Origin of the sequence: Dokdonia donghaensis DSW-1, from assembly GCF_001653755.1 — a bacterium.
In the GTDB taxonomy this organism is placed as follows: domain Bacteria; phylum Bacteroidota; class Bacteroidia; order Flavobacteriales; family Flavobacteriaceae; genus Dokdonia; species Dokdonia donghaensis.
Genome location: NZ_CP015125.1, coordinates 2933853 through 2959636, shown reverse-complemented (window position 1 = coordinate 2959636; position 25784 = coordinate 2933853). Strand labels below are relative to the sequence as shown.

Sequence of the window (25784 nt, the reverse complement as noted above, 5' to 3'; positions counted from 1 at the left end):
AATAAGTATTTAAGTATTAACGAGGTAACTCAAAGAGTTAGCCTTATTTTGAAATCTCCAAATTTTAGAAATATGATTACAAATACAGAGTTGCAGCAAAAAGGCAACCAGTTTCCAAATAAAGTCGTTGATTTTAAAAAGGACGCAGATATATTATATTTTACAACTCAAAATGAGGTGATTCTCCAGCTCACGGTATTGCGTGACAGTGTGATTAGATTTCGCTTTGGAACAGGAGGTGTTTTTGAGCCAGACTTCTCTTATGCGATAGATGAAGATGGTATAAGAGGGTACAACCACCTCGAGCTTAAGGAAGATGATACCTATTATTTTGTGCATACCGCAAAGCTCAAAATCCGTATAGAAAAAAATAGTTTACAAACTTCCATTTTTGACACTGATGGCAATCTTATTAATGAAGATGAGTTAGGTTTTCACTTTGAGGAAAGCTTTGAATACGGAGGGAATATTGTAAAAATGAGTAAAAAGGCACAACACGCAGAGTCCTATTATGGGCTGGGTGATAAGCCTATGCACTCAAATTTAAGAGGTAAGAGAGTACACAACTGGGCGACAGATCAGTATGCATTTGCAAAAGATCAAGATCCTATTTATAAGTCGGTTCCTTTTTATATAGGTCTTACTCAAAAGAGAGCTTACGGGATATTTTTTGATAACACCTTTAAAACGTTTTTTGACTTCTGTCAAGAGCGTATGGGTGTAACAAGTTTCTGGGCACAAGGTGGTGAGATGAATTACTACTTTATTTATGGTCCAGAAATGGCAGATGTAGTAGGTAGTTATACTAACCTAACAGGGGTGCCAGAGCTACCACCATTATGGGCACTAGGTTACCACCAGTGCAAGTGGAGTTATTTTCCAGAAAGTAACGTAAAAGCAATAGCAAATAAGTTTAGAGAGCTTAAAATACCTTGTGATGGTATTTATCTAGATATCGATTATATGGACGGGTGGAGATGTTTTACTTGGAACAAAGATTACTTTCCAGATCCAAAACGTATGGTAAAGGAACTTGCAGATGACGGCTTTAAAACAGTTGTTATAATAGATCCAGGTATTAAGATAGATAAAGATTACTGGGTGTATCAAGAAGGGATAGAAAATGACTATTTCTGTAAACGTGCAGATGGTCCTTATATGAAAGGTAAGGTATGGCCAGGTGAATGTAACTTCCCAGATTATACAAACCCTGAAGTACGTGACTGGTGGGCTGGATTATTTAAAGAACTCATACAAGAAGTAGGTGTAAAAGGTGTTTGGAATGATATGAACGAGCCTGCAGTGATGGAGGTTCCAGGAAAAACTTTTCCGGCAGATGTGAGACATAATTACGATGGGCATCCTTGTAGTCACAACAAGGCACACAACGTTTATGGTACACAGATGGCGAGAGCCACCTATGAGGGAGTAAAGAAATTTGCCTACCCTAAGAGACCATTTGTAATCACACGATCTGCATACTCTGGCGCACAGCGCTATACAAGTAGCTGGACGGGAGATAATATCGCAAGCTGGGAGCACCTATGGGTAGCAAATATACAAGTACAACGTATGTGTATCTCTGGTATGAGCTTTACAGGTACAGATATAGGAGGCTTTGCAGAGCAACCAACTGGTGAGTTATATGCAAGATGGATACAGCTAGGTGTTTTTCATCCATTTTGTAGAACACACTCTTCTGGTCATCACGGTGATCAAGAGCCGTGGACTTTTGATGAGGGTGTGACAGACATTGCACGTAAGTTTATAAGCTTAAGATATAGGTTACTACCCTATTTATATACAATGTTTTATGAGTATATAAAGAAGGGAACCCCATTACTTAAACCTCTTGTATATTTTGATCAAGAAGATGCACAAACGCATTATCGTACAGATGAGTTTATCTTTGGGCACCACATCCTTGTATGTCCTATTTTAGAACCTAATGCAAAAGGTAGGCGTATGTACGTGCCTCGAGGAGAATGGTATAATTACTGGACAAAAACTCCTGTAAAAGGAGGTAAGGAGCAATGGGTAGATGCAGATATAGATGAAATCCCAATGTTTGTAAAAGAAGGAACTATCTTACCTAAGTACCCTATACAGCAATATGTAGGTGAGCTTGAGATAGAGCAAGTAGAACTTGAGGTGTATTACGGTCTTGGTAAAAATGCTTCAAAATTATATGAAGATGCTCAAGATGGGTACGATTATAAAAAGGATCGTTACAGCTACCGCACTTTTAAAATGGTAGGTAGAGAAAAAGACTGGATTATACAGCAACACAAGCGTGGTGACTTTATCACTACGTACGATACCTTTAGAATTCACCTCATAGGATTACCATTTGAGATAACGACTATAGAGTTAGATAATGAAGTAATTTCTATGGAAGATGTGCAGTTTGACCAGAAAGCCTGTGCTTTAATCATTAAGAAAGATTTCACAGAGCTTCATCTAAGTGGTATTTAACATTTGTGTATTTTTATAAAGAATATCAAACCCTAGTACAATGAAACTTAAAAATACATTTGTTCTTATAATGACCGTACTATTAGTATGCGCTTGTAAGACGAGCCCTTTTACAGGGAAAAAGACACTTAACTTCGTAAGTAACGATCAGCTGTTTCCGATGGCTTTTCAACAATATGATGCCTTTCTTTCAGAAAATAATGTCATCACCGGTACGGCAGATGCAAATATGGTAAAGAGTGTAGGTGAGAAAATTGCTGTAGCTGCAGAGCGTTACCTTACAGCTCTAGGAGAGCCAGGTTATTTACAAGATTATCGCTGGGAATATAACCTAGTAAGAGACGAAGCTGTAAATGCGTGGTGTATGCCAGGTGGAAAAATTGTAGTGTATACAGGTATATTACCTATCACACAGTCTGAGACAGGTCTTGCTATGGTTATGGGGCACGAGCTTGCTCACGCACTTGCAGATCACGGTGCACAACGTATGAGTGCAGCGCAGTTACAGCAATATGGTGCTGTAGCCACTGCAGTAGCAGTAAGTGGACAAGATCAAAGTAAACAACAGCAAATTATGCAACTTTACGGTGTAGGTTCACAAGTAGGGGGTATGCTTCCTTTCTCACGTAGTCACGAGACACAGGCAGACGAGATAGGTATTGTAATCGCTGCTATAGCAGGTTACAACCCAGATGAGGCTGCAGAGTTATGGAAACGTATGAAAGCGGCTAGCGGAGGTCAAGCACCACCACAAATATTGAGCACGCACCCATCGTCAGACTCACGTATTGCAAACCTTACTGCAAAAGCGCCTATGGCAAAAGCAGAGGCAGCAAAATTTGGAGTGACAAGCTTCAAGTAAGAATTTACAATAATATATAGTTTAAAAAGCTGTGCACTCGCACAGCTTTTTTATTTTAGTGGTATGAAAGAACAACTCAAAAAAGGTGATAAGAAGTTATTAAACGCTTGGGCGTTTTATGATTGGGCAAACTCTACCTACAGTCTAGTTATTGCCTCTGCTATTTTTCCACTATTTTATGGAGCCCTTTTTAGAGGAGCAGGTATAGAAGAGATTGAGGTTTTTGGGATGATGTTACGTCGTAGTCCGCTTATATTCTATACTACAGCTATTGCTTTTCTCATAGTAGCCATTATATCACCTGTACTCTCTGGAGTGGCAGACTATCTAGGTAATAAAAAGTTCTTTTTAAAACTCTTTTGTTATCTAGGAGCTTTCTCTACAATAGGTTTGTACTGGTTTAGCCTTGAGCATATATACATAAGCCTTGCGATGTATGCACTGGGGCTTATAGGTTTCTGGGGGAGTCTCGTTTTTTACAACTCATACCTGCCAGATATTGCCTACCCAGAGCAACACGATAAGATAAGTGCAAAGGGATACTCACTAGGGTATGTAGGGAGTGTACTATTGCTCATAGGTTGCCTAGCAATGATACTTGGGTATGAAATATTTGGTTTTGAAGACGAAGGTTTTCCTACGCGACTTTCTTTTGTGCTTACAGGTGTCTGGTGGATAGGTTTTAGCCAGTATACGTATGCTTATTTACCTCAAGGAAATCAAGCGCAAGGAAAGCTTACCAAAGATGTGTTCTTTAACGGCTTTAAGGAGCTTAAGGGTATCTGGTCTTCTATGCAAGAGCAGTTGCGTCTCAAAAAATATCTTATTGCCTTCTTTGTATATAGTATGGCGGTACAGACAGTAATGCTTGCTGCGGCATATTTTGGAGAGCAAGAGCTAGAGTGGGGGAGCGATAGCGAGCGCACCACAGGATTAATTGTGAGTATACTTTTAATACAACTCGTGGCAGTGCTAGGTGCTATACTTACGTCAAAACTTTCGGGGCGAGTGGGTAACATAAAAGCACTGGTCATTATTAATGTAATATGGATTGTAATCTGTGCCTGGGCGTACTTTGTGTATACGCCATTTCAGTTTTATATTACTGCTGGTTTTGTAGGTTTGGTTATGGGAGGAATACAGTCACTCTCAAGATCTACGTATGCAAAGTTTTTACCAGAGACAGAAGACACTACATCATACTTTAGCTTTTATGACGTTGCCGAAAAAATAGGGATCATCATCGGGATGTTCTTATATGGTTTTATAGAAGAGATTACTGGGAGTATGCGTTACTCTATTGTATTTCTTATACTGTTTTTTGCAGTAGGAGTAGTGCTTCTGTACAGAGTCCCAAAAGAGAATAAATAAACATAAGGTTTCCGCTTTCGCGAAAGCGTACAACAAAACAATCTTTGCAAGCAATTAATCTGTTTATTAAACGGTCTAGAATGGCTTGAAGCGTTTTTCTAATATTTATATACTATGAAGAGTTTTATACAAGAATTTAAAGATTTTGCCGTAAAAGGTAATATGGTAGATATGGCAGTGGGTATCATCATAGGTACTGCTTTTAATAATGTGGTAAATACCATTGTAAAGAAGGTGGTAATGCCACCACTTTCTTTACTTACCGATGGCATAAACCTACGAGAGCGTAAGTACATTTTACGAGATGCCGAAAATGAGGCAGATGTAGTTGCGATAGGCTATGGTGAGCTCATAGAGGTGGGGATAGATTTTGTTATCATAGCTTTGACTATATTTATAGTCATAAAAGGGATTAACAGATTTAAAGAAAAATCTGAGGACCCAAAAAACACGGAAGAAAAAACACCAAAAAACATTGAACTCTTAGCAAATATTGAACACCTAATGCAAGAGCAAAACAAGATTCTTAGATCACATAAGGAGTCATAAATTGCTTGTATAACAGTCCAATAAAATGTTTATGTTTGCGTTTAAGGTTCACAAAATCCTACATCGATGAAAAAGTTACACTACCTACTCTTATTTATAATGCTAGCCTCAGTCACAGTAATCTCTTGTGATGATGAACAACTAGAGGGCGAGTTTTCTGTAACCGGAGATGGTTCTGAGCCTGGAGAGACAGATCCAGATAGTGATACGTGTGAAACAGCATTTGATGTATTGCAAACTTCACAAGCAGTATTTGCTTCATCTTCTGAAGCAAATTATACACAGGCCTGTACGACCTATGCGCTTGCACTTGAGGCAACTATAGAAATATGCGGTGATAGTTCTGGAGAGCTACAATCCATACTTACTACGCTAGGCGATTGTACAACACCAGACCCGTGCTTACAAGCAGAGCTAGCTGCAGAGGCAGCGCTGGAGGCACTTAACAATGCTACAGCTGAAAATGAAGAGCAATTATGCCTTGCATATAGCGCCGCGTTAAGCGCACAAATAGAAGCGTGCGGAGATGCAAATGGTAGTTTGCAAGCAACTATAGATAGTCTTAACTGTGGTGGAGATTGTGCCGCTGCCGAAATTGCAACAGCAGAAGCTCAAGAAATATTTAACGCAGTAGATCCTCAAGATAGTGATGCTTATACGGCTGCCTGTGCAGATTACTCATTTGCACTGCAAGAACAGATTACAGCTTGTGGAGATCCAGATGGAAGTCTAGATGCAATTGTTCAAGAGCTAGGAGATTGTAGCCCACCAGAAGATGATGGACCGGTGTATGGAACTATAGGAGGAACGTTTACAAACTTTGATAATGCAGTAGTAACTATAAATGGTTCTCTTTTAAGCGTTGTAGCAACAGATACAGATACTGGCGACACCTTTACTTTTGATATTGTATTACAACAAACTGGAGATAATGTGATGCAAAACACACTTATTACTATAGATGGTGTAGTACTTACTGCAGCACCTGGAGGGACATCACCTTTTATTAATACAATTACGGCAAACGATGGTACTACAATCGTAGGAACCTTTTCTGGAGCATTTACAAACCCAGATAACGAAGAAGTACTCACATTAGATGGAGTTATTAATATTGCCTATTAGTATCCATAAACGACATATTTTTAAAGAGCATCTGTAACCAGATGCTTTTTTTATGTGCGGTTATTAATGATGGCTCATTTATTGTACTTTTATTATTATGAAGAATAGATATATAAAGAGTTTTGTGGTTGCAATACTTCTGGTTGTAACTACAAGTGTCGCTGCACAACGCGAGCGAGTAAAAGGTAGTCGTAATGTTATAGATGTTTCTGAGAGACTAGATGGCTTTACCGCAATCAAGGTAACAGATGGCCTAGAGGTGACACTTATGGCAGATTCTAAAACCGGTTATGACCTAGAGATGGATGATAACCTGGTTGAACTTATAGATTTTGACATTAAAGATAGCCTACTAGTGGTCTCAACCCTAAAGGATATACGAAGTGCAAAAAGACTTAACATCACTGTGCGATACACAGTCCTGAGCGCAGTAAGTTTAGATTCAAAAAGTAGTGCCTTTGTATCTACAGCCATAGAGGGAGATATGTTTACGGGTAGTTTTCTGGATGGAAGTCGTTTCAACGGTGAGCTCAAAACGAGAGAGGCAGATATTATGGCAAACGGCAACTCAAAGTTTGAGATAGATTACACTGGAGACGATATACGTATTAATTTAAGTGATAACGCTTTCGCGAAAGCGGATATAAACACCGTAAAACTCTCAATAATAGCTTCAGGAAGATCTGATATAGCGTTTACAGGAAATGCTAGTGAAGCTACTTTTACAGTAAATGAAACCGCTCAATGTAAAGGACTCTCCTTTGATGCAGACATAGTGCAGATAGTAGGAAGAGAAAGCGGTAGCGTGACGCTAAGTGTAGATGAGAAGGTAACACTTGACCTTTCAGATAAGAGTATGGTACAACTTTATGGCGAGCCAAAAATTATAGTAGAACGATTTTCTGGTACCGCGAGACTACTTAAGAAAGAACTGTAATATGTTATAAGTAAAAAAGCCCTCGCAAGAGGGCTTTTATTGTATTTGGGACAAAATAGTTTTATCCTCTAGAGATATCTCCAGATCCAGAAACCTTTGTGTCTTGCTTAGTAGGGTTACCTACATATTCTATATCTCCAGACCCTGTTACTCGAGCGCGTATGCTTTTATCACAGCTCACTCTTATATCTCCAGACCCTGTAACCTTTGCATCTACATTATCTGCTTTAAAGCGTCCTGCTTCAAGATCTCCAGATCCCGTTACACTTGTCTCGTGATCTCTTGTGCTACCTCGTAATACCAAATCACCAGATCCAGTAACACGACTCTCTGTGCTGCTAGCTTCTACTACAAGATTTATATCACCAGAACCAGATACTGAAACTCTAAAGTTATTTGCTTTGATAACATCTGTACTCATAATCTCGCCAGATCCAGATAATGATACTTGGTTTAAATCTCTAAAAGGCACTCGTATTTTAATATCTTTTCCCCAGCTCGTTTTTAGGTTTTGCTTATTTTTTACCTTGATAGTAAGTCTGTCACCATCTACTTCTGTCTCAATATATTCAAGTAGGTTACTCTCTCCTTCAATAATAAGCTCTCCTTCATTACCGGCAACGAGTGTTACGTCAAAAAAGCCAGCAACGCTTATCTCATTATAGTCACCTACGTTACGAGTTATAGTTTCTAGTTCGCCATTACCTTTTACGCTTTTTCCCCACCATTGTGCGTGTATTTGAGTACTTGCAAAAAGGACTAAGCTGAGTGTGATTAATTTTTTCATAATAGATTGTTTAGTTGATGATTGAATTTAGTTTTTAAATAATGTAACACCCCCATACTCTGAGTTGATGTTTATGTTGTTGTTAGTTGAAGATGACCCTTTGTACCCTTCATAATATTTGTCTGAAGATTCTACACGCTCTACATTAAAAGTAAGCTCATCCTTACCGCTTAAGCCTGCATACTCAAGTTTTATATTAAAGGTAAAATCATAAGCAGGGCTGTATCCCACTTTTATACCTGTATAATCGCTTTGTATCACGACATCACCAGCATCACTAGCGAGTTCTTCTACACGTATACTACCATAATCTGCATTAATATTTAAGTCGCCGTGTACAACTCCTATCTTTGCAGAGAGGTAATCACCACGACCTATTATGTCATTACTTTCTGTCGTTTTTACAGATCCATAATCACAGTTGTAGTTGAGATTTTCAATTTTTCCAAATTCAGACTTTGTATAATCTGCATTGAGTTCTATATCGCCACCACGTTCTAACATAAAGCTTGAGTAGTCTGCATTAATGCGCCCACTTCTCATATAAGAGATGGTACTATTTTTTGTGTAGTCAAAGTTGAGGTAGTTATCCTCTGCAAGTAACTCGCCTATAGTAATTTTACCATAGTCACAGTTTATTTTTGCATTGCCCTCAAGACGGTCAAGGCTTATACCCCCGTAATCATTGCTTATATCTATCATATTAGTAGCTGGGAGTTTTATGGTGTAATTAATTTCCATATTTACGTTATTGTTTTTCCAGCTATTCCACCACGAGCGACTGCTACTTCTCTCAAAATTAGTCTTAGCACTTACATAAGATGGAGAGCCTTCAAAACGTACATCTATCTCATCTAGCTTTTCTTGCACGCGCTCTTCATCATTTCCATTAGTTTTTACAAGCACTTCTATGACAATACGGTTTTCATTCCAGCTTACCATATTTACATTACCGTATGAGTTATCTATAACGAGTTTTGCATCTGCATTTACGTTATATTCTTTTTTGATTCTTTTCTCTTTTGTATACTTCCCTTTAGGGTAGTTGTCACTTGCCATCACCATAAGAGGCATAGCGAGTACAAAGAGAAGGATGTGTGTAATTTTAGTCTTCATAGTCTGTTATAATTTAAGTAACTAGAGCATTACTGCTTTTTCGATTTTTCTTAATTCTTCGATGGCTTTCATTTGTTCTACTACATTTTGTAGGAGGTCAATGCGGTTCTGGAAGTTGTCTATCATAGCGTAGATCACACGCTTATCTTCACCACTCTCAGAAAGGTCAACTTTAAGTTTATCATACTGCTGTTCTAGTACTTCCAGCTGGCTTATGGCATCTTCTACCATAGCTTGATTTTCTGGAGTCATCTTTTCTTTAATGTCAAAAAGCTCTCGTTCTATAGTCTTTGTAAAGAAGTCTTGAGTTTCTTGCATCTCTGGAGATACATCTGCAAGTTCCTTATCACTCGAGCTCGTATTAAACTGAGTAAAGATGACTCCGGCAAGCAAGAGCATACTCGCTGCTATAAAAAGAGGACGCATCCACTTTATGACTTTAGTTTCTTTCTCTGGAGTTACGGGAGCAGCTTGCGCCTGTAACTTTGCAAGAAAGTTTGCTTTGTGATCTGCACTAGGTGCAGCTGTATCTAGCTTGCCTTCTAGGCGCTTAAATACTTGATCTATAGGTTCCTTTTTCATTTTTATTTAAAATTCTTCGTAAGCTGTCTTTTGCTCTAGACACCATCGTTCTGCAGTTTGCATAGCTTACATTCATTATTTCACTCATTTCTTCATAGTCATAACCCTCTATAAGATGTAATGACAGTGACTGTCTATAATTATCTTTTAGTTCACTCATTGCGTTTACCACTTCTTGAGCACGTACACTAGAGAGATCCATCTCTGCTACACCGGCCGCATCGTCTTCTATTTTATATAGATGGTCATCTATAGACGTTTCATCTAGTCGCTTACTTTTATTGTAAGCATTGAGGCTATTATTTACAACGATACGTTTTAACCAACTCCCAAAAGACGCCTCACCCTTGTAGCTGTCTAGTTTTGTAAAAGCACTTAAGAAGGACTCTTGCATAATATCTTCTGCTTCTGCTTCGTGTTTTACAATGCGCAATGAGGTGTTATACATCGCCTTGTAGTAGCGATTGTAAACTTCCATTTGTGCACCCTGCTCACCTTGCTGGCATAGTGATAATAGATCGGTTATTTGATGGTTGGTAAAATTCACTTTTGGTTAATTCTATAGTAAAGATGTGGTAATTTTTAAGTTGTTACACTTTCGTGAAAAATTTATTTTATTTTCTTGATTCTCCTTTTGACCACTAGCGGGCTAGTCTCCCTAAAGATGGTTCTTGTGGCCAAAGGTTTTATTATAACTATTAAGGAAAGATAAGGGTTGTGGTTTACATTTTCGCGAAAGCGTACTTCACTTGGCATAAGAATTGACTTATAGTAATTGTGAGTGACTATATACCATACATTACAGCGTCACTCGCCGATTTTAATAGAATAGTAATACTTAGATAGTCATAATGAGCGTAGCAATACCCGACATTGTGACACATATATTATATGGCAAAACCAAAATTTACAACATTAGACAGATTGTCACTGCAAGAGATAGATGGAGATGCAGAGCTTATCCCTTTAATGACCCCAGAAGATGAGGAGGCGATTAATAATGAAGAGCTCCCAGAAAGTCTAGCGATATTACCTTTACGTAATACGGTACTGTTTCCTGGAGTTGTGATTCCTATTTCGGCAGGAAGAGACACCTCTATAAAACTTATAGACGAGGCAAATAAAGGAGGAAAGGTAGTAGGTGTAGTAGCTCAAAAAGATGAGTCTGTAGAAAACCCTACGGCAGATGATATAAATAAAGTAGGCGTGGTAGCACGTATACTGCGTGTTCTTAAAATGCCTGACGGTAATGTAACCGTAATCATACAAGGTAAAAAACGCTTTGAGATTAATGAAGTGACTCAAACCGAACCTTACTTAAGAGCCACGATAAAAGAATTTCCAGAAACACGTCCAGATAAAGGAAGTCAAGAATTTAAGGCTGCGATAGACTCTATAAAAGATCTTGCTCTTAAAATTATTCAAGACTCGCCAAATATCCCATCTGAGGCATCTTTTGCAATAAAAAACATACAGAGCGATTCTTTCTTAATAAACTTTGTGAGTTCTAATATGAATCTCACGGTGGCTGAGAAGCAGGAATTACTTCACATAAACGATTTACATAAGCGCGCTATCGAGACGCTTAAGTTTATGGATATGGAGCGCCAGAAGCTGGAGCTCAAAAATGATATTCAAAACAAGGTTCAAAATGATATGAGCCAGCAGCAGCGCGAGTACTTCTTGCACCAGCAAATGAAGACCATTCAAGAAGAACTAGGAGGATCTACCTCTGAGGATGATCTTGAAGAGATGCGCGAGCGTGCAAAGACAAAAAAATGGGGAGAAAAAGTAGAAAAGCATTTTAAGAAAGAGCTTTCTAAAATGCAACGTATGAATCCCCAAGTAGCGGAGTATAGCATACAGCGCAACTATCTTGACCTCTTTTTAGACCTTCCTTGGAACGAGTTTAGTGAAGATAAATTTCATTTAAAACGTGCTATGAAAATCTTAGACCGTGATCACTATGGTCTTGATGATGTAAAGCGTCGTATTATAGAATACCTAGCGGTATTAAAATTACGTAATGATATGAAGTCACCTATACTCTGTCTTTACGGACCTCCAGGTGTGGGTAAAACTTCATTAGGTAAATCTGTTGCCGAGGCACTTGGGCGTGAGTACATACGTATGAGTCTAGGTGGTATGCGTGACGAGTCTGAGATACGTGGTCACAGAAAGACCTATATAGGAGCAATGCCAGGGCGCATTATACAAAGCCTTCGTAAGGCGGGTACTAGTAACCCAGTTTTTGTGCTAGATGAGATAGATAAGTTAAGTATGGGGAGTCAAGGAGATCCATCTTCTGCATTACTAGAAGTGCTTGACCCAGAGCAGAATAGTGAGTTTCACGATAACTTCCTTGAGATGGGGTTTGACCTTTCTAAGGTAATGTTTATCGCGACCTCAAATAGCCTTAATACCATACAGCCAGCATTACGCGATCGTATGGAGATTATAAATGTAACAGGTTATACTATAGAAGAAAAGACAGAGATTGCAAAGAGACACTTATTACCTAAGCAACTTAAGGAGCACGGTATGACACCAGAGCAGCTTAAGATAGCAAAGCCACAACTAGAAAAAATTGTTGAGGGGTACACACGTGAGTCTGGAGTGCGTGGTCTTGAGAAGCAAGTTGCAAAGATGGTGCGCTACGGTGCTAAAAATCTTGCAATGGAGGAGGAGTATAACGTAAAAGTTTCTAATGAAGACATCATAGAAGTTTTAGGATCTCCTAGAATGGAGCGTGACAAGTATGAAAATAATGATGTTGCTGGAGTAGTAACAGGTCTTGCCTGGACACGTGTAGGTGGTGATATTTTATTTATAGAGTCTGCCTTATCAAAAGGAAAAGGAACACTATCTATCACAGGTAACCTTGGTAAGGTAATGAAGGAGAGTGCTACTATAGCAATGGAGTACATAAAGGCAAATGCAGAGCTTCTTGGTCTAGATTCAAAAATATTTGACAGCTATGACGTACACATTCACGTGCCAGAAGGAGCGACTCCTAAGGATGGCCCTAGTGCAGGTATCACAATGCTTACCTCTCTAGTATCATTATTTACACAACGCAAAGTCAAGAAGAGCATCGCAATGACAGGTGAGATAACCCTGCGAGGTAAAGTATTACCAGTAGGAGGAATCAAAGAAAAGATTCTTGCTGCAAAGCGTGCAAAAATTAAAGAAATCTTACTTTGTGAGCAAAACCGTCGCGACATAGAAGAGATAAAGCCAGATTACTTAAAAGGTCTTACGTTCCACTATGTAAAAGATATGAGTGAGGTATTAGAACTTGCTCTTACTAAGCAAAAGGTTAAAAACGCAAAGAAGTTATAAACTTGAGACTATAAATAAGACCGCTTTCGCGAAAGCGTAAATAAAAAAGGGAACCTAAAAATAGGTTCCCTTTTTATAGTTCTCTAGCTATTATAAATCTTTATTGGTTTTTTTAAGTCCCAGGGCAGCTCCAGCCACAAGGCCAAGTGCAATGAGTCCATTTATGGGAGCCGCAGGAGCTTCATCATTTACGTTATCTGGAAAAGAGATTTGAGCTTGTGCACTCTGAAAGCAAAAGCAAAACAAAGCAATAGCTAAAACTCGGGTGATATATTTATGTGTAATTTTCATAATTTTCTTTTTAGTTTTTAATCAGTTTACGTGCTGCGGTCATTGTTCCACTTTTTACTTTTACATAGTAAATTCCAGTAGGGAGTGCATCTACTTTTGAGATAGTAATCTCATTATTTATAAGTGTCTCTTGAGCTTGATATGCAATTTGACCTAGCACATTTACTATTTGCACTGTCGCAGTTGTAGTTGTAGCATCTGGGATGCGTATTGTAAATCCATTATCATTAAACGGATTTGGAGCTATTAATAATTCATTTGTTGGGTATGTCTCAGTTGCTAGAGGTTCACTATTAAAAATAATAGCAAAACGATCTGCAGCACTGCTCTGCTCATTGTCAGATATTGTAAAGGCTATATGGTTTTCACCACTTTCTAGTAGTGATACGGTGTCTAAATATCTGTCGTGCAGATATGACGGAATCTCTACATTATCTAGAGTAAGCTCTAGCTCATAATTGGCAAACCTATAATTATCTATGTGTAATTGCACCACAGTGTTTTCGGTAAACGCGTCTCGTTTTTCTATGGCGAGCAAATGATCATCTACTGCTATGGCAATATTTTCATCTAGGTTTGCTAGTTTTTGCGCATCATATAAATCTACCTGAGATGTGTAGTCACTACTAGCTGTAACTTTAAATCCATCAGAAAATATTGATATGCCACTTTCTACACGTGAGAGCTTACCTGCTATGATAGCCGGTATCGTGTTTGAATAGAAGGTGTTTGTCTGAGATTCACCGGTTGGCCCTTCGGCATTTTCTCCAAAGGTGATACTCGTAAGTGTGCCAGGTGTATTATCTACTATTTGAGCAAAGCCACCTTGGTATGCTTGTAGTGAACCATTTGCAGCAGATACTCCAGTTGTATTATTACTTCCGTTAGATAAATCTATAGTTACATAACCACCGCGCCCATTATCGCCGTTTATTTGAGGATCAAATATGTAGTAAAAATTAGGGTTAAGGTTTTGTTGTGCACCATTAGTAGCATCTCCATTAAAAACAGCATTCATATCTACAGTTCTCGCAAAAGGATTGCCAAAAAGGAAAAATGTACCGTCACCTCCAGAAGCATCTTGCGTTGCCGCTGTAGTTGTAAAAGATTGTGTAACAGCGTCGAGTTCTAGTGTTCCGGTAGTTCTAAGTACCGTATCGTCTGCCATAGCTTCATTATCTGTAACGTCTATTGCTCTACTACCACGTATTAATATAAGAAAAGGTTTACCAGCTTCGAGCACATCTATATTGGTATTTGGTATAGGTTCAAAGGCTTGAGTTGCGTTATTAAGAGTAAAAGCAGAAGCATTACCAGAAGGTGATGCGTCAAAACCGTTTGCACCAGTTTCACTACCAGTTATATGTATACCGTAACCTGGATTTGGGTCTTGAGTTGCGCTGGTGGCACCCTCTTGCCAGTTTGCCTGTATGGTAGAACTCGTGTGTACTGGGCTAGATAGTATTCTAAAAGCACGTTCACCAGGGATATATTTTTCTACTGTAACATCTCCTACTACTGTCGCCCCATTTGTAAATGCACCAGTATAAGCTTGTTGATCTGCAGTACTTCGTAGCGTTAAGTTATTGTTAGTTTGTAATGTACCCGCTACAACACGTAATTCATTAAAGAGATCTGTTTCATTAAGAATTGTATAATTGGTACCTAGAATTAAATTTTCTACAGGTCCCCCTATAAAACTGAAACCGGGAGTTGTTGCGTTTGCCTTGAATTGTATATTATCTATTGCAAACTCATCTCTACTACCACCTCCAGAGACATCATCAGTTTGCCAAGCTATGATGTACGTCTCACCAGGTGCTATATTTAAGGTTGCATCACCAGCAGCATTCGTATTTATATCGTAGGTAAGTACAGATTTTAGAGCGCTTGGAGAAAGGTCATCTACCTCAGGACTGTTAAGGTATACCTCGCCTGGAGTGCTTAAACTTGAGTTTGTGAGATCTGTTTCAGTACCGTGTACAAGTGTGACACTATTAGATCTAGGTTCGTCATTATAGACATATAAATCATATGCCACTTGTAGATTAGTTATAACCTCACCTGTATTATTTTGAAATCTAAAAGCGATGATACCCGGTGTAAGGTCAGATCCAGCAGGTTGAAAACCGAGTGCATAATCTTCTGGAGCAATAGTATAAGAATTTATACCACTACCTGCAGCCCCAAAGTTTGCAGTACCTGTAAAGTCTGATGAGGTATTTGTATCGCCAAAACTAGAGTCTCCGTCGCTTAATCCTTCTATGAGCCAAGTATTTGAGTCTAATTGTCCTGAAGACGGTGCTGGTGATAACCCATCACCCGTAAAACCACCTTCATTTATACCCGTTAGACTTGTGTCAAAATTTATAGTATAATTAAAATTTGTATCATTCAATTGAAACCCTACTTGGGTCATATCATTTACGGTGTATGTAAGTTGCATACTCACAGCTGTTTCTGGCATTGCATTATCATCTGTAGCGCTTAGGGTATAATAAACAGTTGTTCCATCCATTTGTGCTGGGATTGCTGTACTTGTTTCATAAGTTGTGCCAGTAGTGTTGTTTAATCCTATTGTATTAGGATAGGGACCACCGTCTTGTAAACCCCACGATAAGTTTGCACTATCTATATTATCTTGAGCGTCTGTAATGGTTGCGTTCACGGTCACAACATCTGTTGAGGTTGCATCCTCTGGTGATGCAACGATGTTTGTAATTTCAGGCGCAATATTTGCACCAGCTCCTATGGCTTGTCCAGCATTTAAATTGCCTAGACTAGCCTGAGATGGGCCACTCCAAGCAAAGTTGTTGTAAACGCTTCCTGTGCCTGTAAGTTGAAGAGATTCGGTAGCCAGTGTAGAGCCACTTTCGGCAACCCCAACATCTGTGGAGGTTATACCATTTGCGGGTCCATTTGTAGCTGTAAATGCTCCTTCATAACTTAAAAATTGTCCAGAAACAAGTGTGCCTTCATAAGTGAGTGCGAAGCCATCTGGTCCGTTTTGTAATCCATTTGATGGAAATACAAAACTGTAAACTGTAAATGAGCCTGAAGTTTGTCCTGCAGTAAATTCATCAAGCGATGTAGTACCATAGGTCACACCACCATTTCCGTTGTAGCGTACAACAGCATAATCTGAAAGTGTTCCAGGATTTTCAATAATTATTTCAACACTTTCATTGGTGTCAGCTCCATTGTTATCGTAATGAAACTCGTTTATCCAGGCATTGTTTTGCGCTAGCACGATTCCAGAACAACTAATAAAGCACAGTACAAATAGATGAAATGTTTTTAAGTGTAAATATCTTGCCATTTTGTATGAATTTTCCTGTAAATTTAACATAAATATTAAATAATCAACAATTTACATATTAAGCTATTGCTAAGAAATTGTGCGCTTTCGCGAAAGCGTAATCTCATAATATTTCTTCACTACTATGATATCTTGAAGTATATAGTGACACAAAGCAGTAATTATTTCCCATCCCTATCAAAATATACTATCATTGCAATCGTTTACCATTGTGTTGTCACCTTGTATGATGAGAAAAGTTTGTTACATACTCTTATTTCTAACTTCAGTATCTGCTTACGGGCAGTTAGGAGGGAGAGCAACATACCAGTTTCTCAATTTAATGTCATCACCTAGGCAAGCAGCTCTGGGCGGAAAAATAATCACAAACTATGATTATGATCCAGACTCTGCCCTTTACAACCCTGCAAATATTAATTACAGAATGGATAACCAGCTCTCTGTAAACTATGTAAACTACCTTGCAGATATAAACTATGGTACCGCCTCATATGCTTATTTATGGGACAGACGCACACAAGTACTTCACGCCGGCATAACGTATGTAAACTACGGGAGCTTTGACGGGCGGGACGAAAACGGAAATGCAACAGGAGAATTTGGTGGTAGTGAGGCAGCGCTCTCGCTAGGCTATGCGATTAATATTCCTTACACAGACTTTTATGTAGGAGCAAATGTAAAACTCATCACTTCCACACTGGCCGAGTATACCTCTGCCGGCGGAGCGATAGACCTGGGTCTAACTTATAATTATGAAGACTGGGATCTTAACGCAGCCGTAGTAGTGCGCAATATAGGCACGCAGTTTACACCCTATGTAGATACCATAGAGAAGTTGCCACTAGAGATAGATGCTGGTATCTCCCAGATAGTGCCTAATGTACCCATACGCTGGCACCTTACCCTTGAAAACTTACAACTCTGGAACATAGCTTTTGAGAATGAAGCCCGTGGCACCACAGATCTAGACGGAAACACAACTGCCGAGAAAATAGGTGTTCTAGATAACGTTATACGCCACACCATTGTGGGTGTAGAGCTCTTTCCACGAGGAGGCTTTAACCTGCGACTAGGTTATAACTTTAGACGTAGTGAGGAGTTGCGCATTATAAACCAGCGCAGCTTTGCAGGGATAAGCGCCGGTTTTGGTATTAAGATTAATAAGATGCGATTTAACTATGCTTACGCACGTTACAATAGTGCTGCCGCTAGTAGCTTTTTTGGCATAGGTATAGATTTGCAGTAATTCTCTTTGTGGGAGCACACACTTATTTTTGAATCTTCACGGGCGTAACCCGCTTTACATTACAATTCCTCACGGCGCTCACGCTTGTTGCGGGATTTTCATTACAATCGGGGCTAGAGACTTGAGATAGTGCGTGTTTGCAATTGCAATGTTGTGCGTGTCTATATACCTTTTAAAAGTACTTTTAGAGTTCCTTACATCTCATAATCATAATCCCTATTTTTGCTCAAAATACACCATACGTGAAAATAACCATCGCCATAGACGGATATTCCTCAACCGGAAAAAGTACCGTAGCAAAACAACTAGCAGACTGGCTAGAATACATATATGTAGACACCGGCGCGATGTATCGAGCAGTAACACTTTATGCAATGCGTAAAGGTCTTATATCTGATGGTTTTTTTGATAAAGAATCTCTCATTAAAAAACTCGAAGACATAAACATATCTTTTACCAGAGACACCACCTCTGGAAAAGCAGAAGTCTGTCTCAATGGAGAAAATGTAGAGCAATACATAAGAACACTAGAGGTATCTTCTTTTGTAAGTCCTATAGCCACCGTATCAGAAGTGCGTGCAAAGCTAGTAGAGCAGCAGCAACGTATGGGTGAAGAAAAAGGTATCGTGATGGACGGCCGTGATATAGGCACCGTCGTATTTCCTACCGCAGAGCTTAAGATATTTATGATCGCCAGTGCAGAAGAGCGTGCAAAAAGACGTTACAATGAGCTTGTAGAGCGCGGTGATGATGTAAATTTTGACGCTGTACTATCTAACGTAGTAGAGCGTGATCACATAGATACCACTAGAGATGACTCTCCACTAGTAAAAGCAGCAGATGCTATTGAGATTGATAATACAGAAACTAATATAGAAGACCAGTTTCATACCATTTTACAACTCGCAAAAGATCGCATTGCACAACGTATATAATGTCAAAACTTCCTAAACAAGCCCACCTTATACTCTCTGCGAGCATAGTAATCGTGATGGCATTTGTTTATGGAGCAAACCCCAGTGTTATACTGTTTGATATTTTTGGATTTAAGGTCCAAGATCTTGAGCTCAAAAATATCTTTAGAGCCATAATGGGTGTATACCTCGCACTAGGAGTTTACTGGCTTTATGGTGTTGTAAAGCCTATGCACTGGGAGCGCGCTACTTTATTTAATGTATTATTTATGGGAGGTCTTACTGCTGGCAGGCTTATAAGCACTTTGCTAGACGGCTGGTCTCCACAATATGGATTAGGTATGATAGGAGAAGCCATACTCACCGTTTGGGGTTTGTGGAATCTCAATTATTATACACAAAAAAACCTACGATCTAGATCGTAGGTTTTTTTATTAATAGCCTTTATAATTATTCTTTTACTTCACGAGCTCTAGAGCCGTGATAGAGAGCATATCATACTCCTCATCATCCTCATTAAGCTCTGTAGAAGTTGTAAATGTAATTTTAAACTGCTGTCCTTTATAAGTGTCTTGAGTAAGGTCAAATTCTTGTGCAGCTTTAGCACTTATTGACTCAAAAGCATAAGTTAGGTCGTCGCTATCTGTAAAGTAATACGTCTCATCACTATAACCTGTAAAGGTTGCTGTAACTGTTTCAGAAGTTGTATTGTAGGCAATAGTAGTAAGTGTAAATAAGGCAATAAAAAGTGTTTTCATAATAGTGTAAATTAAAAATGTTTGTTAATTCAAAAAGCCGCGTGTGCGACCACTATTGTTCAGATTTTCCAACCTAGGATTTTACCCTGCATCTTATACGACTATGTGATACAGAAGGTTACAAAAACTTGTAAAAAAAAGTGGTAGTAAGTTGTAATTTTTAGAAGAGTAACTGTTAAGTGCTGTATATAGGGGCTTTGTGATTATTAGTAATGATGAGGATTTTTATCGCTTTCGCGAAAGCGTACTTGTAAAAACTACCTTAAAGACTCGTAGCACAAAAAAATAATCACAAAATTATCGTTAAAGCGTAAGAGCAGTTTTCAGTTAAATTATCGTAAAAAGAGTAGCTCCTATTTCTTAAAAAGTTAAAGAATGTTAATAGTGTAATGTTGCCAGAACCAAACCTCAAATCACAGCGTAACTATGCTAGAAATTAAAAACGATTAAATCTTTTATTTATGAAATTAACTAGCAAATTAGGAATACTACTCATCGCATCTGCAGGATTTATAGCCTGTGAAACTGATGATAACGGATTATCAACAACAGATGATGATGGATCTGCAAACCTAGAATTAGAAAACTCACTGTTTGCAACAAGTAACACAAGTGGTGACATTACAGTATATGATGTAGAAGATATAGCGAGTGTAACGGCATCTACTTTTGGGACAGCAGCTACAGATACAGAGGGTATCTATTATGATAGTAGTGATGATGAGGTGATACAGATCTCACGCTCTGAGTCACAGATACAAGCTTTTGGAGACCTTTCTCTTAATGTTCCTGGAATTACTCTTAATGCATCTGTAAGTAGTACAGCTTCTTTATCAAGTCCTCGTGATCTTGCTGTAAATGATAATATTTATGTTGTGGCAGATAATGCAGATGTAGATGGTGATGATAGTACAGACGATGGTCGTTTATTTATCTACTCAAGAGGTGATGATGGATCTATCACATTAAGAAACACAGTGACAGTAAACTTTGCTGTATGGGGAATCGAGTTTGACGGAGATACGCTTATCGCAGTTGTAGATAAAACGTCTGACGTAGCAATCTTCGAAAACTTTGCAGACTCAAACACAACAGATGCTACAGTAGAAGCTACAAAAAGAATAACTATAGAAGGTATTGTAAGAACTCACGGTCTTGCTGTAGATGGTGGTACCCTTATCCTTACAGATGTAGGTAGCGCAACAGATGATGCAGATGGTGCTTTTCATATCATATCAGACTATGCTTCAAAATTTGCTGGTGTAGCAAGCGGTGAGACACTTGCAGTAGTAGGTAACCAAGTACGTGTAGCGGGTGACGCAACATTTTTAGGAAACCCAGTTGCAGCTGAGTATGATGCAGAATCTAACGTAGTATTTATTGCAGAGCGCGCAAACGGTGGCGGAAGAATTCTTGCCTTCTCAAACGCACAAGCTGGAGGTAATCTTACTCCATCTGTAAATAATGAACTAGAAGGAGCTTCTTCATTATACCTAAACGAGTAATCATATTTTCAATTATTATATACAAAAGCCTCTCAGTAAAAGCTGAGAGGCTTTTTTTTGTGCCATTATGGAGTAAAATAAAAAAGGCGCGTTAGATATCTAATGCGCCTTTTACTTTATATGATTTGGTAGATTTATTCTTCTACCTCGTTTGCTTGCATTGTTGAAAAGACATTCTGTACATCATCATCTTCTTCTAGCTTGTCTATAAGCTTATTTACATCTGCCTCTTGTTCTGGTGTGAGTGTTTTTGTAACCTGAGGTATACGGTCAAAACCAGATTCTAGTATCTCAATACCCTTTTCTTCTAGAGCGCTTTGTATCGCCCCAAAGCTCTCAAAAGGGGCATAGATGTGTATACCATCTTCGTCTTGAAAAACCTCCTCGGCGCCAAAGTCTATAAACTCAAGTTCTATCTCATCTACATCTTGTCCCTCTGCATTTACTCTAAAGGTACACGTGTGATCAAACATAAATACAACAGATCCAGAAGTACCTAAGTTACCATCACATTTATTAAACGCTGCACGCACATTTGCTACCGTACGAGTATTATTATCTGTAGCGGTTTCTACAAGTATTGCAATACCGTGCTGAGCGTAGCCTTCAAAGATTACCTCCTTATAATCGCCTTGACTCTTATCTGAGGCACGCTTTATTGCACGCTCTACATTATCCTTAGGCATATTTACTGCCTTAGCATTTTGTATTACGGCACGTAGCCTTGAGTTTGAGTCTGGATCTGGTCCTCCTTCTTTTACCGCCATTACGATATCTTTACCTATACGTGTAAAGGCTTTAGACATTGCGCTCCAGCGCTTCATTTTACGTGCTTTTCTAAACTCAAATGCTCTTCCCATATATAAAAAGGATATAGTGATTATACCTGCAAAGGCAGATATCTCTTGTTAAATGTAATTGTATAAACTAAAAAAACGATCTGTACTTTTGCACAGATCGCTGTAAAAATATGAAATCGCTTGATTTCTTTAAAATTTATAGTTCTTTAAGCGCCCAAAATATCGTCTATTGCCGCTGCAAGATCAAAATCTTTTTCTGTCACACCATTTGCATCGTGTGTGTTGAGCGTTATTTCCAGCTCATTATACGTATTAGTCCAAGTAGGGTGGTGGTCCATTTTTTCACACTCAAAAGCGATGCGTGTCATCGTTGCAAATACTTCTCTAAAGTTTTCAAACTCTATTGTGGTATGGATGGCGTTATCATCAAACTCCCAATCTGGAAAATCTTCTAATCTGTTTTTAATCTGATCGTTTGTAAGTTTCATAATATAAGTTTTACCGTTTTGTATTAAAGATACTCAATTACGCTTTCGCGAAAATGCTATTACGATTAAATCTTTGTTAATGCATTCATACAATTATAGTAGTCTAAACTTCATTCTATCCATTAACGTCCATTTGTCCTTAATTCTAATGGACTGTCTTAATATGATTTCAAAAGCAATGTCATTACTGTTACATATCAAGATGATATGGCCTTTTTTAATAGCTATCTTTTCGTCGTTGTGAGGCTCATAACGTACATTTTGTAATGTGATATTTTCCCACTCCACTCCAAAAGAAGTACCCTTACGTAAGATTTCCTTAAAGTCTTTGGAAGCCTCTGTCTTAAAATTGGTTAGAATGTTATCTACCTCTGGAACTCTCTCATTAGGCCTTCCCGCTTTAACCATAGGTATGATATATAAGATGTCATCTTTTGTAGGAAGGCTTTCCATAACTAGTTTGCTATCTTGATTTTGCAGCGCAGAAACGATATTCTTAACCAGTGCCGTTTCTTTAAAATTTTCTTGTCCAAAGACATTAAGCGATGTGCAGAAGGATAAAAGTAATAATAGAATGGTTACTTTTTGTTTCATAAGGATTGAGGGTGTATTTAATTTCTTTTCCGCTTTCGCGAAAGCGCAAAAAATATCAATATAGGTGGTTTGTTACCTACGATGATAGAAAGCTCAAAGTTGATAAAAGTTCTACAATAATACTATGTCTGGTTAATTCAAAATTCTACCATTTTTATTGTGAACGCTCCTGTTTTCTTTTATTTCTTTTTTGTCTTTTGAGGTATTTATGGTGAGCCTTAATCGTTTGATTATTGAGTTTACCCGTGATCTCCACTTTATACCCTAAGTCTTTAAGTTCCTCTTGATATTTTGTGAGTTTTATCTTGGCTTGGCGAGCTTTTATAGTGGCTTGTTTTGTCTTGCTCTTTTCGGCTCGCATTGCAAGGGTGTCGCAGTTTATTTCTTTCCAAGTAAATTTTTTGTGGTACTCAAAACAGCGTTCATAACATTTTCCAGGTTGCGCATTAGGAGGGAAGTCATAATTTTGAGAATGTAGGCTTGCCCCACAAAAGAGAATGAATATAGTAAAGAAGATAGCTTTCATTTGGCTTGATTGAGTTTTTAAATATACAAGTATTTGTAGAAGTTCTACGCTTTCGCGAAAGCATAAAAATACATAGTCCAAGACGTAAATTCTTACATCTAAATAATCACATAGAGAACTCGCCATATTTTATCTTGTAACCCCTTTGTAAATCAATAAAAAGGATGTATTTTTGCACACCTTTTTGACCACCATTAGAAAGCTGTCACAGAGGATTTATAAAAAACAAAACAAACCCTTTTACGGTTTTTTGGTTTATCTAGCTTTCGGAGAAACGTAAAATACAAAACCCATCCCGCTTTAAAGCGCTAGTTTTAAGTGAGATGTAATTTTAGCACAAATGGCTGAAGAAACAAAAAATCCTGAAGTTCAGGAAGAAGCTGCAGTAGCAGCACCAAAAGTTGAGCTATCTCCAGCTCAAGAAAACCCAGAGCAATTTCTTAAAGACTTTAACTGGGAGAAGTACGAAGAAGGAATCGACACAGTAGATGACAAGCAGCTTGAAGAGTTTGAAGCACTTGTAGAAAGCAACTTTGTAGACACTCTTGATGACGACGTAGTAGAAGGAACAGTAATTACTATTACTGATCGTGATGCGATTATCGACATTAACGCAAAGTCTGAAGGTGTAATTTCTCTTAACGAGTTTCGTTACAATCCAGACCTTAAAGTAGGTGATAAAGTAGAAGTACTTATCGATGTACGTGAGGATGCAACTGGGCAATTGATATTATCACACCGTAAGGCACGTGTCATCAAAGCTTGGGATCGCGTTAACGCTGCACACGATGAGGGAACTATCGTAAACGGATTTGTAAAAGCACGTACTAAAGGAGGTATGATCGTAGATGTTTTCGGTATCGAAGCATTCTTACCAGGATCACAGATTGATGTGAAGCCTATACGTGATTACGATCAGTATGTAAATAAAACTATGGAATTCAAGGTTGTAAAAATCAACCACGAGTTTAAAAACGTTGTAGTATCTCACAAAGCGCTTATCGAAGCAGATATCGAAGAGCAGAAGAAGGAGATCATCGGGCAGCTTGAGAAAGGACAAGTACTTGAAGGTGTTGTTAAAAACATTACTTCTTACGGTGTATTTGTTGATCTTGGAGGTGTTGATGGACTGGTACACATTACAGACCTTTCTTGGTCACGTATCAACCACCCGAATGAAATCGTTGAGCTTGATCAGAAACTAAACGTAGTAATCCTTGACTTTGATGAGGATAAAACACGTATCCAGTTAGGTCTTAAGCAACTTTCTAAGCATCCTTGGGAAGCTTTAGGAGACGAGCTTAAAGTAGGAGATAACGTAAAAGGTAAGGTAGTTGTAATCGCAGATTACGGTGCATTTATCGAAGTAGAAGAAGGAGTAGAAGGTCTTATACACGTATCTGAAATGTCTTGGTCTACACACTTACGTAGCGCTCAAGACTTTGTAAAAGTAGGAGACGTAGTAGATGCACAAATTCTTACACTAGATCGTGAAGATCGTAAGATGAGCCTAGGTATCAAGCAACTTACGCAAGATCCTTGGACAGATATTACTTCTAAGTATCCAGTAGGGTCACGTCACGAGGGTATCGTACGTAACTTTACAAACTTTGGAGTGTTCTTAGAACTAGAAGAAGGAATTGATGGATTAATTTACATCTCAGATCTTTCTTGGACTAAGAAAGTGAAGCACCCATCAGAATTCTGTGAGGTAGGAGATAAGCTAGAAGTAGTGGTTCTTGAACTTGACGTAGATGGACGTAAACTTTCATTAGGACACAAACAGATCGAGGCAAACCCTTGGGATAAGTATGAAGATGAGTTTAAAGTAGGTACAACACACACAGCTGCTATCACAGAGATAGTAGACAAAGGTGCTACAATAGACTTTAATGAAGATATCACTGCATTTGTTCCTACACGTCACCTTGAGAAAGAAGACGGTACAAAACTAGGAAAAGGAGAAGAGGCTGAATTCCAGATTATAGAATTCAACAAAGACTTCAAGCGTGTAGTAGCTTCACATATGGTAATCCATAAAGAAGAAGAAGCAAAAATCGTTAAACAAGCAGCTAAGAAAGCTAAAGCTCAAGCAGATGAGTCTAAGCCTACACTAGGTGATGCAAACGATGCTCTTGCAGCTCTTAAAAAGAAAATGGAAGGAGGAGAGTAATCTCAACCACACATTTTTAATACA

General features: G+C 38.5%; 23 protein-coding genes. 12 read left to right on the top strand and 11 right to left on the bottom strand.

The window, feature by feature from the left end:
* Nucleotides 1-72 precede the first annotated feature (72 nt).
* The 6 genes from I597_RS12995 to I597_RS12970 all read left to right on the top strand — a co-directional run bounded on the left by I597_RS12995 (nt 73) and on the right by I597_RS12970 (nt 7319).
* Nucleotides 73-2475 carry a glycoside hydrolase family 31 protein gene (locus I597_RS12995; RefSeq protein ID WP_035328726.1) on the top strand — a complete coding sequence of 801 codons (2403 nt, stop codon included), beginning with the start codon at nt 73-75 and terminating at the stop codon, nt 2473-2475.
* 40 nt (nt 2476-2515) lie between these two features.
* Nucleotides 2516-3337, top strand: coding sequence for a M48 family metallopeptidase (locus I597_RS12990; RefSeq protein ID WP_052111735.1), 822 nt, complete (start codon nt 2516-2518; stop codon nt 3335-3337).
* A gap of 63 nt (nt 3338-3400) precedes the next feature.
* The gene (locus tag I597_RS12985) at nt 3401-4708 is read left to right on the top strand and encodes an MFS transporter (protein ID WP_035325137.1); all 1308 of its coding nucleotides are present in this window, start codon (nt 3401-3403) and stop codon (nt 4706-4708) included.
* A 114-nt stretch (nt 4709-4822) separates the two neighbouring features.
* Nucleotides 4823-5257: a large-conductance mechanosensitive channel protein MscL gene (mscL, locus tag I597_RS12980; RefSeq protein ID WP_035325136.1), complete on the top strand. Its 435-nt coding sequence runs from the start codon at nt 4823-4825 to the stop codon at nt 5255-5257.
* A 66-nt stretch (nt 5258-5323) separates the two neighbouring features.
* Entirely contained in the window at nt 5324-6382 is a 1059-nt protein-coding gene (locus I597_RS12975; RefSeq protein WP_035325135.1) for a hypothetical protein, read from the top strand.
* A 97-nt stretch (nt 6383-6479) separates the two neighbouring features.
* Complete coding sequence (locus tag I597_RS12970; protein WP_081964973.1) at nt 6480-7319, top strand: GIN domain-containing protein; 840 nt, start codon at nt 6480-6482, stop codon at nt 7317-7319.
* 61 nt (nt 7320-7380) lie between these two features.
* Here the strand turns inward: I597_RS12970 and I597_RS12965 are convergent, their stop codons facing one another.
* The 4 genes from I597_RS12965 to I597_RS12950 are packed head-to-tail and all read right to left on the bottom strand — an operon-like array spanning nt 7381 to nt 10351.
* The gene (locus I597_RS12965; RefSeq protein WP_035325133.1) at nt 7381-8106 is read right to left on the bottom strand and encodes a head GIN domain-containing protein; all 726 of its coding nucleotides are present in this window, start codon (nt 8104-8106) and stop codon (nt 7381-7383) included.
* 27 nt (nt 8107-8133) lie between these two features.
* On the bottom strand, nt 8134-9222 hold the full coding sequence (locus tag I597_RS12960; RefSeq protein ID WP_035325132.1) for a hypothetical protein: 1089 nt from the start codon (nt 9220-9222) through the stop codon (nt 8134-8136).
* 21 nt (nt 9223-9243) lie between these two features.
* Entirely contained in the window at nt 9244-9804 is a 561-nt protein-coding gene (locus I597_RS12955) for a hypothetical protein (protein ID WP_035325131.1), read from the bottom strand.
* On the bottom strand, nt 9773-10351 hold the full coding sequence (locus I597_RS12950) for an RNA polymerase sigma factor (RefSeq protein ID WP_035325130.1): 579 nt from the start codon (nt 10349-10351) through the stop codon (nt 9773-9775). Before I597_RS12950 ends, I597_RS12955 begins: the two co-directional genes overlap by 32 nt.
* Before the next feature lie 344 nt (nt 10352-10695).
* Between I597_RS12950 and lon the strand changes: the two genes are divergently transcribed.
* Nucleotides 10696-13146, top strand: coding sequence for an endopeptidase La (gene lon, locus I597_RS12945; protein ID WP_035325129.1), 2451 nt, complete (start codon nt 10696-10698; stop codon nt 13144-13146).
* A gap of 90 nt (nt 13147-13236) precedes the next feature.
* On the opposite strand, the gene I597_RS12940 is transcribed toward lon, so the two are convergent.
* Both I597_RS12940 and I597_RS12935 read right to left on the bottom strand, forming a co-directional pair.
* Complete coding sequence (locus I597_RS12940; protein ID WP_035325128.1) at nt 13237-13437, bottom strand: hypothetical protein; 201 nt, start codon at nt 13435-13437, stop codon at nt 13237-13239.
* 10 nt (nt 13438-13447) lie between these two features.
* Entirely contained in the window at nt 13448-16756 is a 3309-nt protein-coding gene (locus I597_RS12935; protein WP_035325127.1) for a T9SS type A sorting domain-containing protein, read from the bottom strand.
* Between the two features lie 226 nt (nt 16757-16982).
* Between I597_RS12935 and porQ the strand changes: the two genes are divergently transcribed.
* From porQ to I597_RS12920, 3 genes are all read left to right on the top strand, one after another.
* On the top strand, nt 16983-18002 hold the full coding sequence (gene porQ, locus I597_RS12930; protein ID WP_035325126.1) for a type IX secretion system protein PorQ: 1020 nt from the start codon (nt 16983-16985) through the stop codon (nt 18000-18002).
* A gap of 242 nt (nt 18003-18244) precedes the next feature.
* Nucleotides 18245-18937 (top strand): (d)CMP kinase, encoded by a 693-nt coding sequence (gene cmk / locus I597_RS12925; RefSeq protein WP_035325125.1) that lies wholly within the window; start codon nt 18245-18247, stop codon nt 18935-18937.
* The gene (locus tag I597_RS12920) at nt 18937-19341 is read left to right on the top strand and encodes a DUF4345 domain-containing protein (protein ID WP_035325124.1); all 405 of its coding nucleotides are present in this window, start codon (nt 18937-18939) and stop codon (nt 19339-19341) included. The genes cmk and I597_RS12920 overlap by 1 nt, the downstream gene beginning before the upstream one ends.
* Before the next feature lie 33 nt (nt 19342-19374).
* Here I597_RS12920 and I597_RS12915 read toward each other — a convergent pair whose 3' ends face one another.
* Nucleotides 19375-19674, bottom strand: coding sequence for a hypothetical protein (locus I597_RS12915; RefSeq protein WP_035325123.1), 300 nt, complete (start codon nt 19672-19674; stop codon nt 19375-19377).
* A 461-nt stretch (nt 19675-20135) separates the two neighbouring features.
* Here I597_RS12915 and I597_RS12910 point away from each other — a divergent pair, with 461 nt between their 5' ends.
* Entirely contained in the window at nt 20136-21179 is a 1044-nt protein-coding gene (locus I597_RS12910) for a hypothetical protein (protein ID WP_035325122.1), read from the top strand.
* A 134-nt stretch (nt 21180-21313) separates the two neighbouring features.
* On the opposite strand, the gene I597_RS12905 is transcribed toward I597_RS12910, so the two are convergent.
* The 4 genes from I597_RS12905 to I597_RS12890 form a co-directional block, all read right to left on the bottom strand.
* The gene (locus I597_RS12905) at nt 21314-22039 is read right to left on the bottom strand and encodes a YebC/PmpR family DNA-binding transcriptional regulator (protein ID WP_021778575.1); all 726 of its coding nucleotides are present in this window, start codon (nt 22037-22039) and stop codon (nt 21314-21316) included.
* Between the two features lie 146 nt (nt 22040-22185).
* Complete coding sequence (locus tag I597_RS12900; RefSeq protein WP_035325121.1) at nt 22186-22467, bottom strand: 4a-hydroxytetrahydrobiopterin dehydratase; 282 nt, start codon at nt 22465-22467, stop codon at nt 22186-22188.
* Between the two features lie 93 nt (nt 22468-22560).
* The gene (locus I597_RS12895) at nt 22561-23061 is read right to left on the bottom strand and encodes a hypothetical protein (protein ID WP_035325120.1); all 501 of its coding nucleotides are present in this window, start codon (nt 23059-23061) and stop codon (nt 22561-22563) included.
* A 154-nt stretch (nt 23062-23215) separates the two neighbouring features.
* The gene (locus tag I597_RS12890; protein WP_152594943.1) at nt 23216-23587 is read right to left on the bottom strand and encodes a hypothetical protein; all 372 of its coding nucleotides are present in this window, start codon (nt 23585-23587) and stop codon (nt 23216-23218) included.
* 340 nt (nt 23588-23927) lie between these two features.
* Between I597_RS12890 and rpsA the strand changes: the two genes are divergently transcribed.
* On the top strand, nt 23928-25760 hold the full coding sequence (gene rpsA / locus I597_RS12885) for a 30S ribosomal protein S1 (RefSeq protein ID WP_035325118.1): 1833 nt from the start codon (nt 23928-23930) through the stop codon (nt 25758-25760).
* Nucleotides 25761-25784 lie beyond the last annotated feature (24 nt).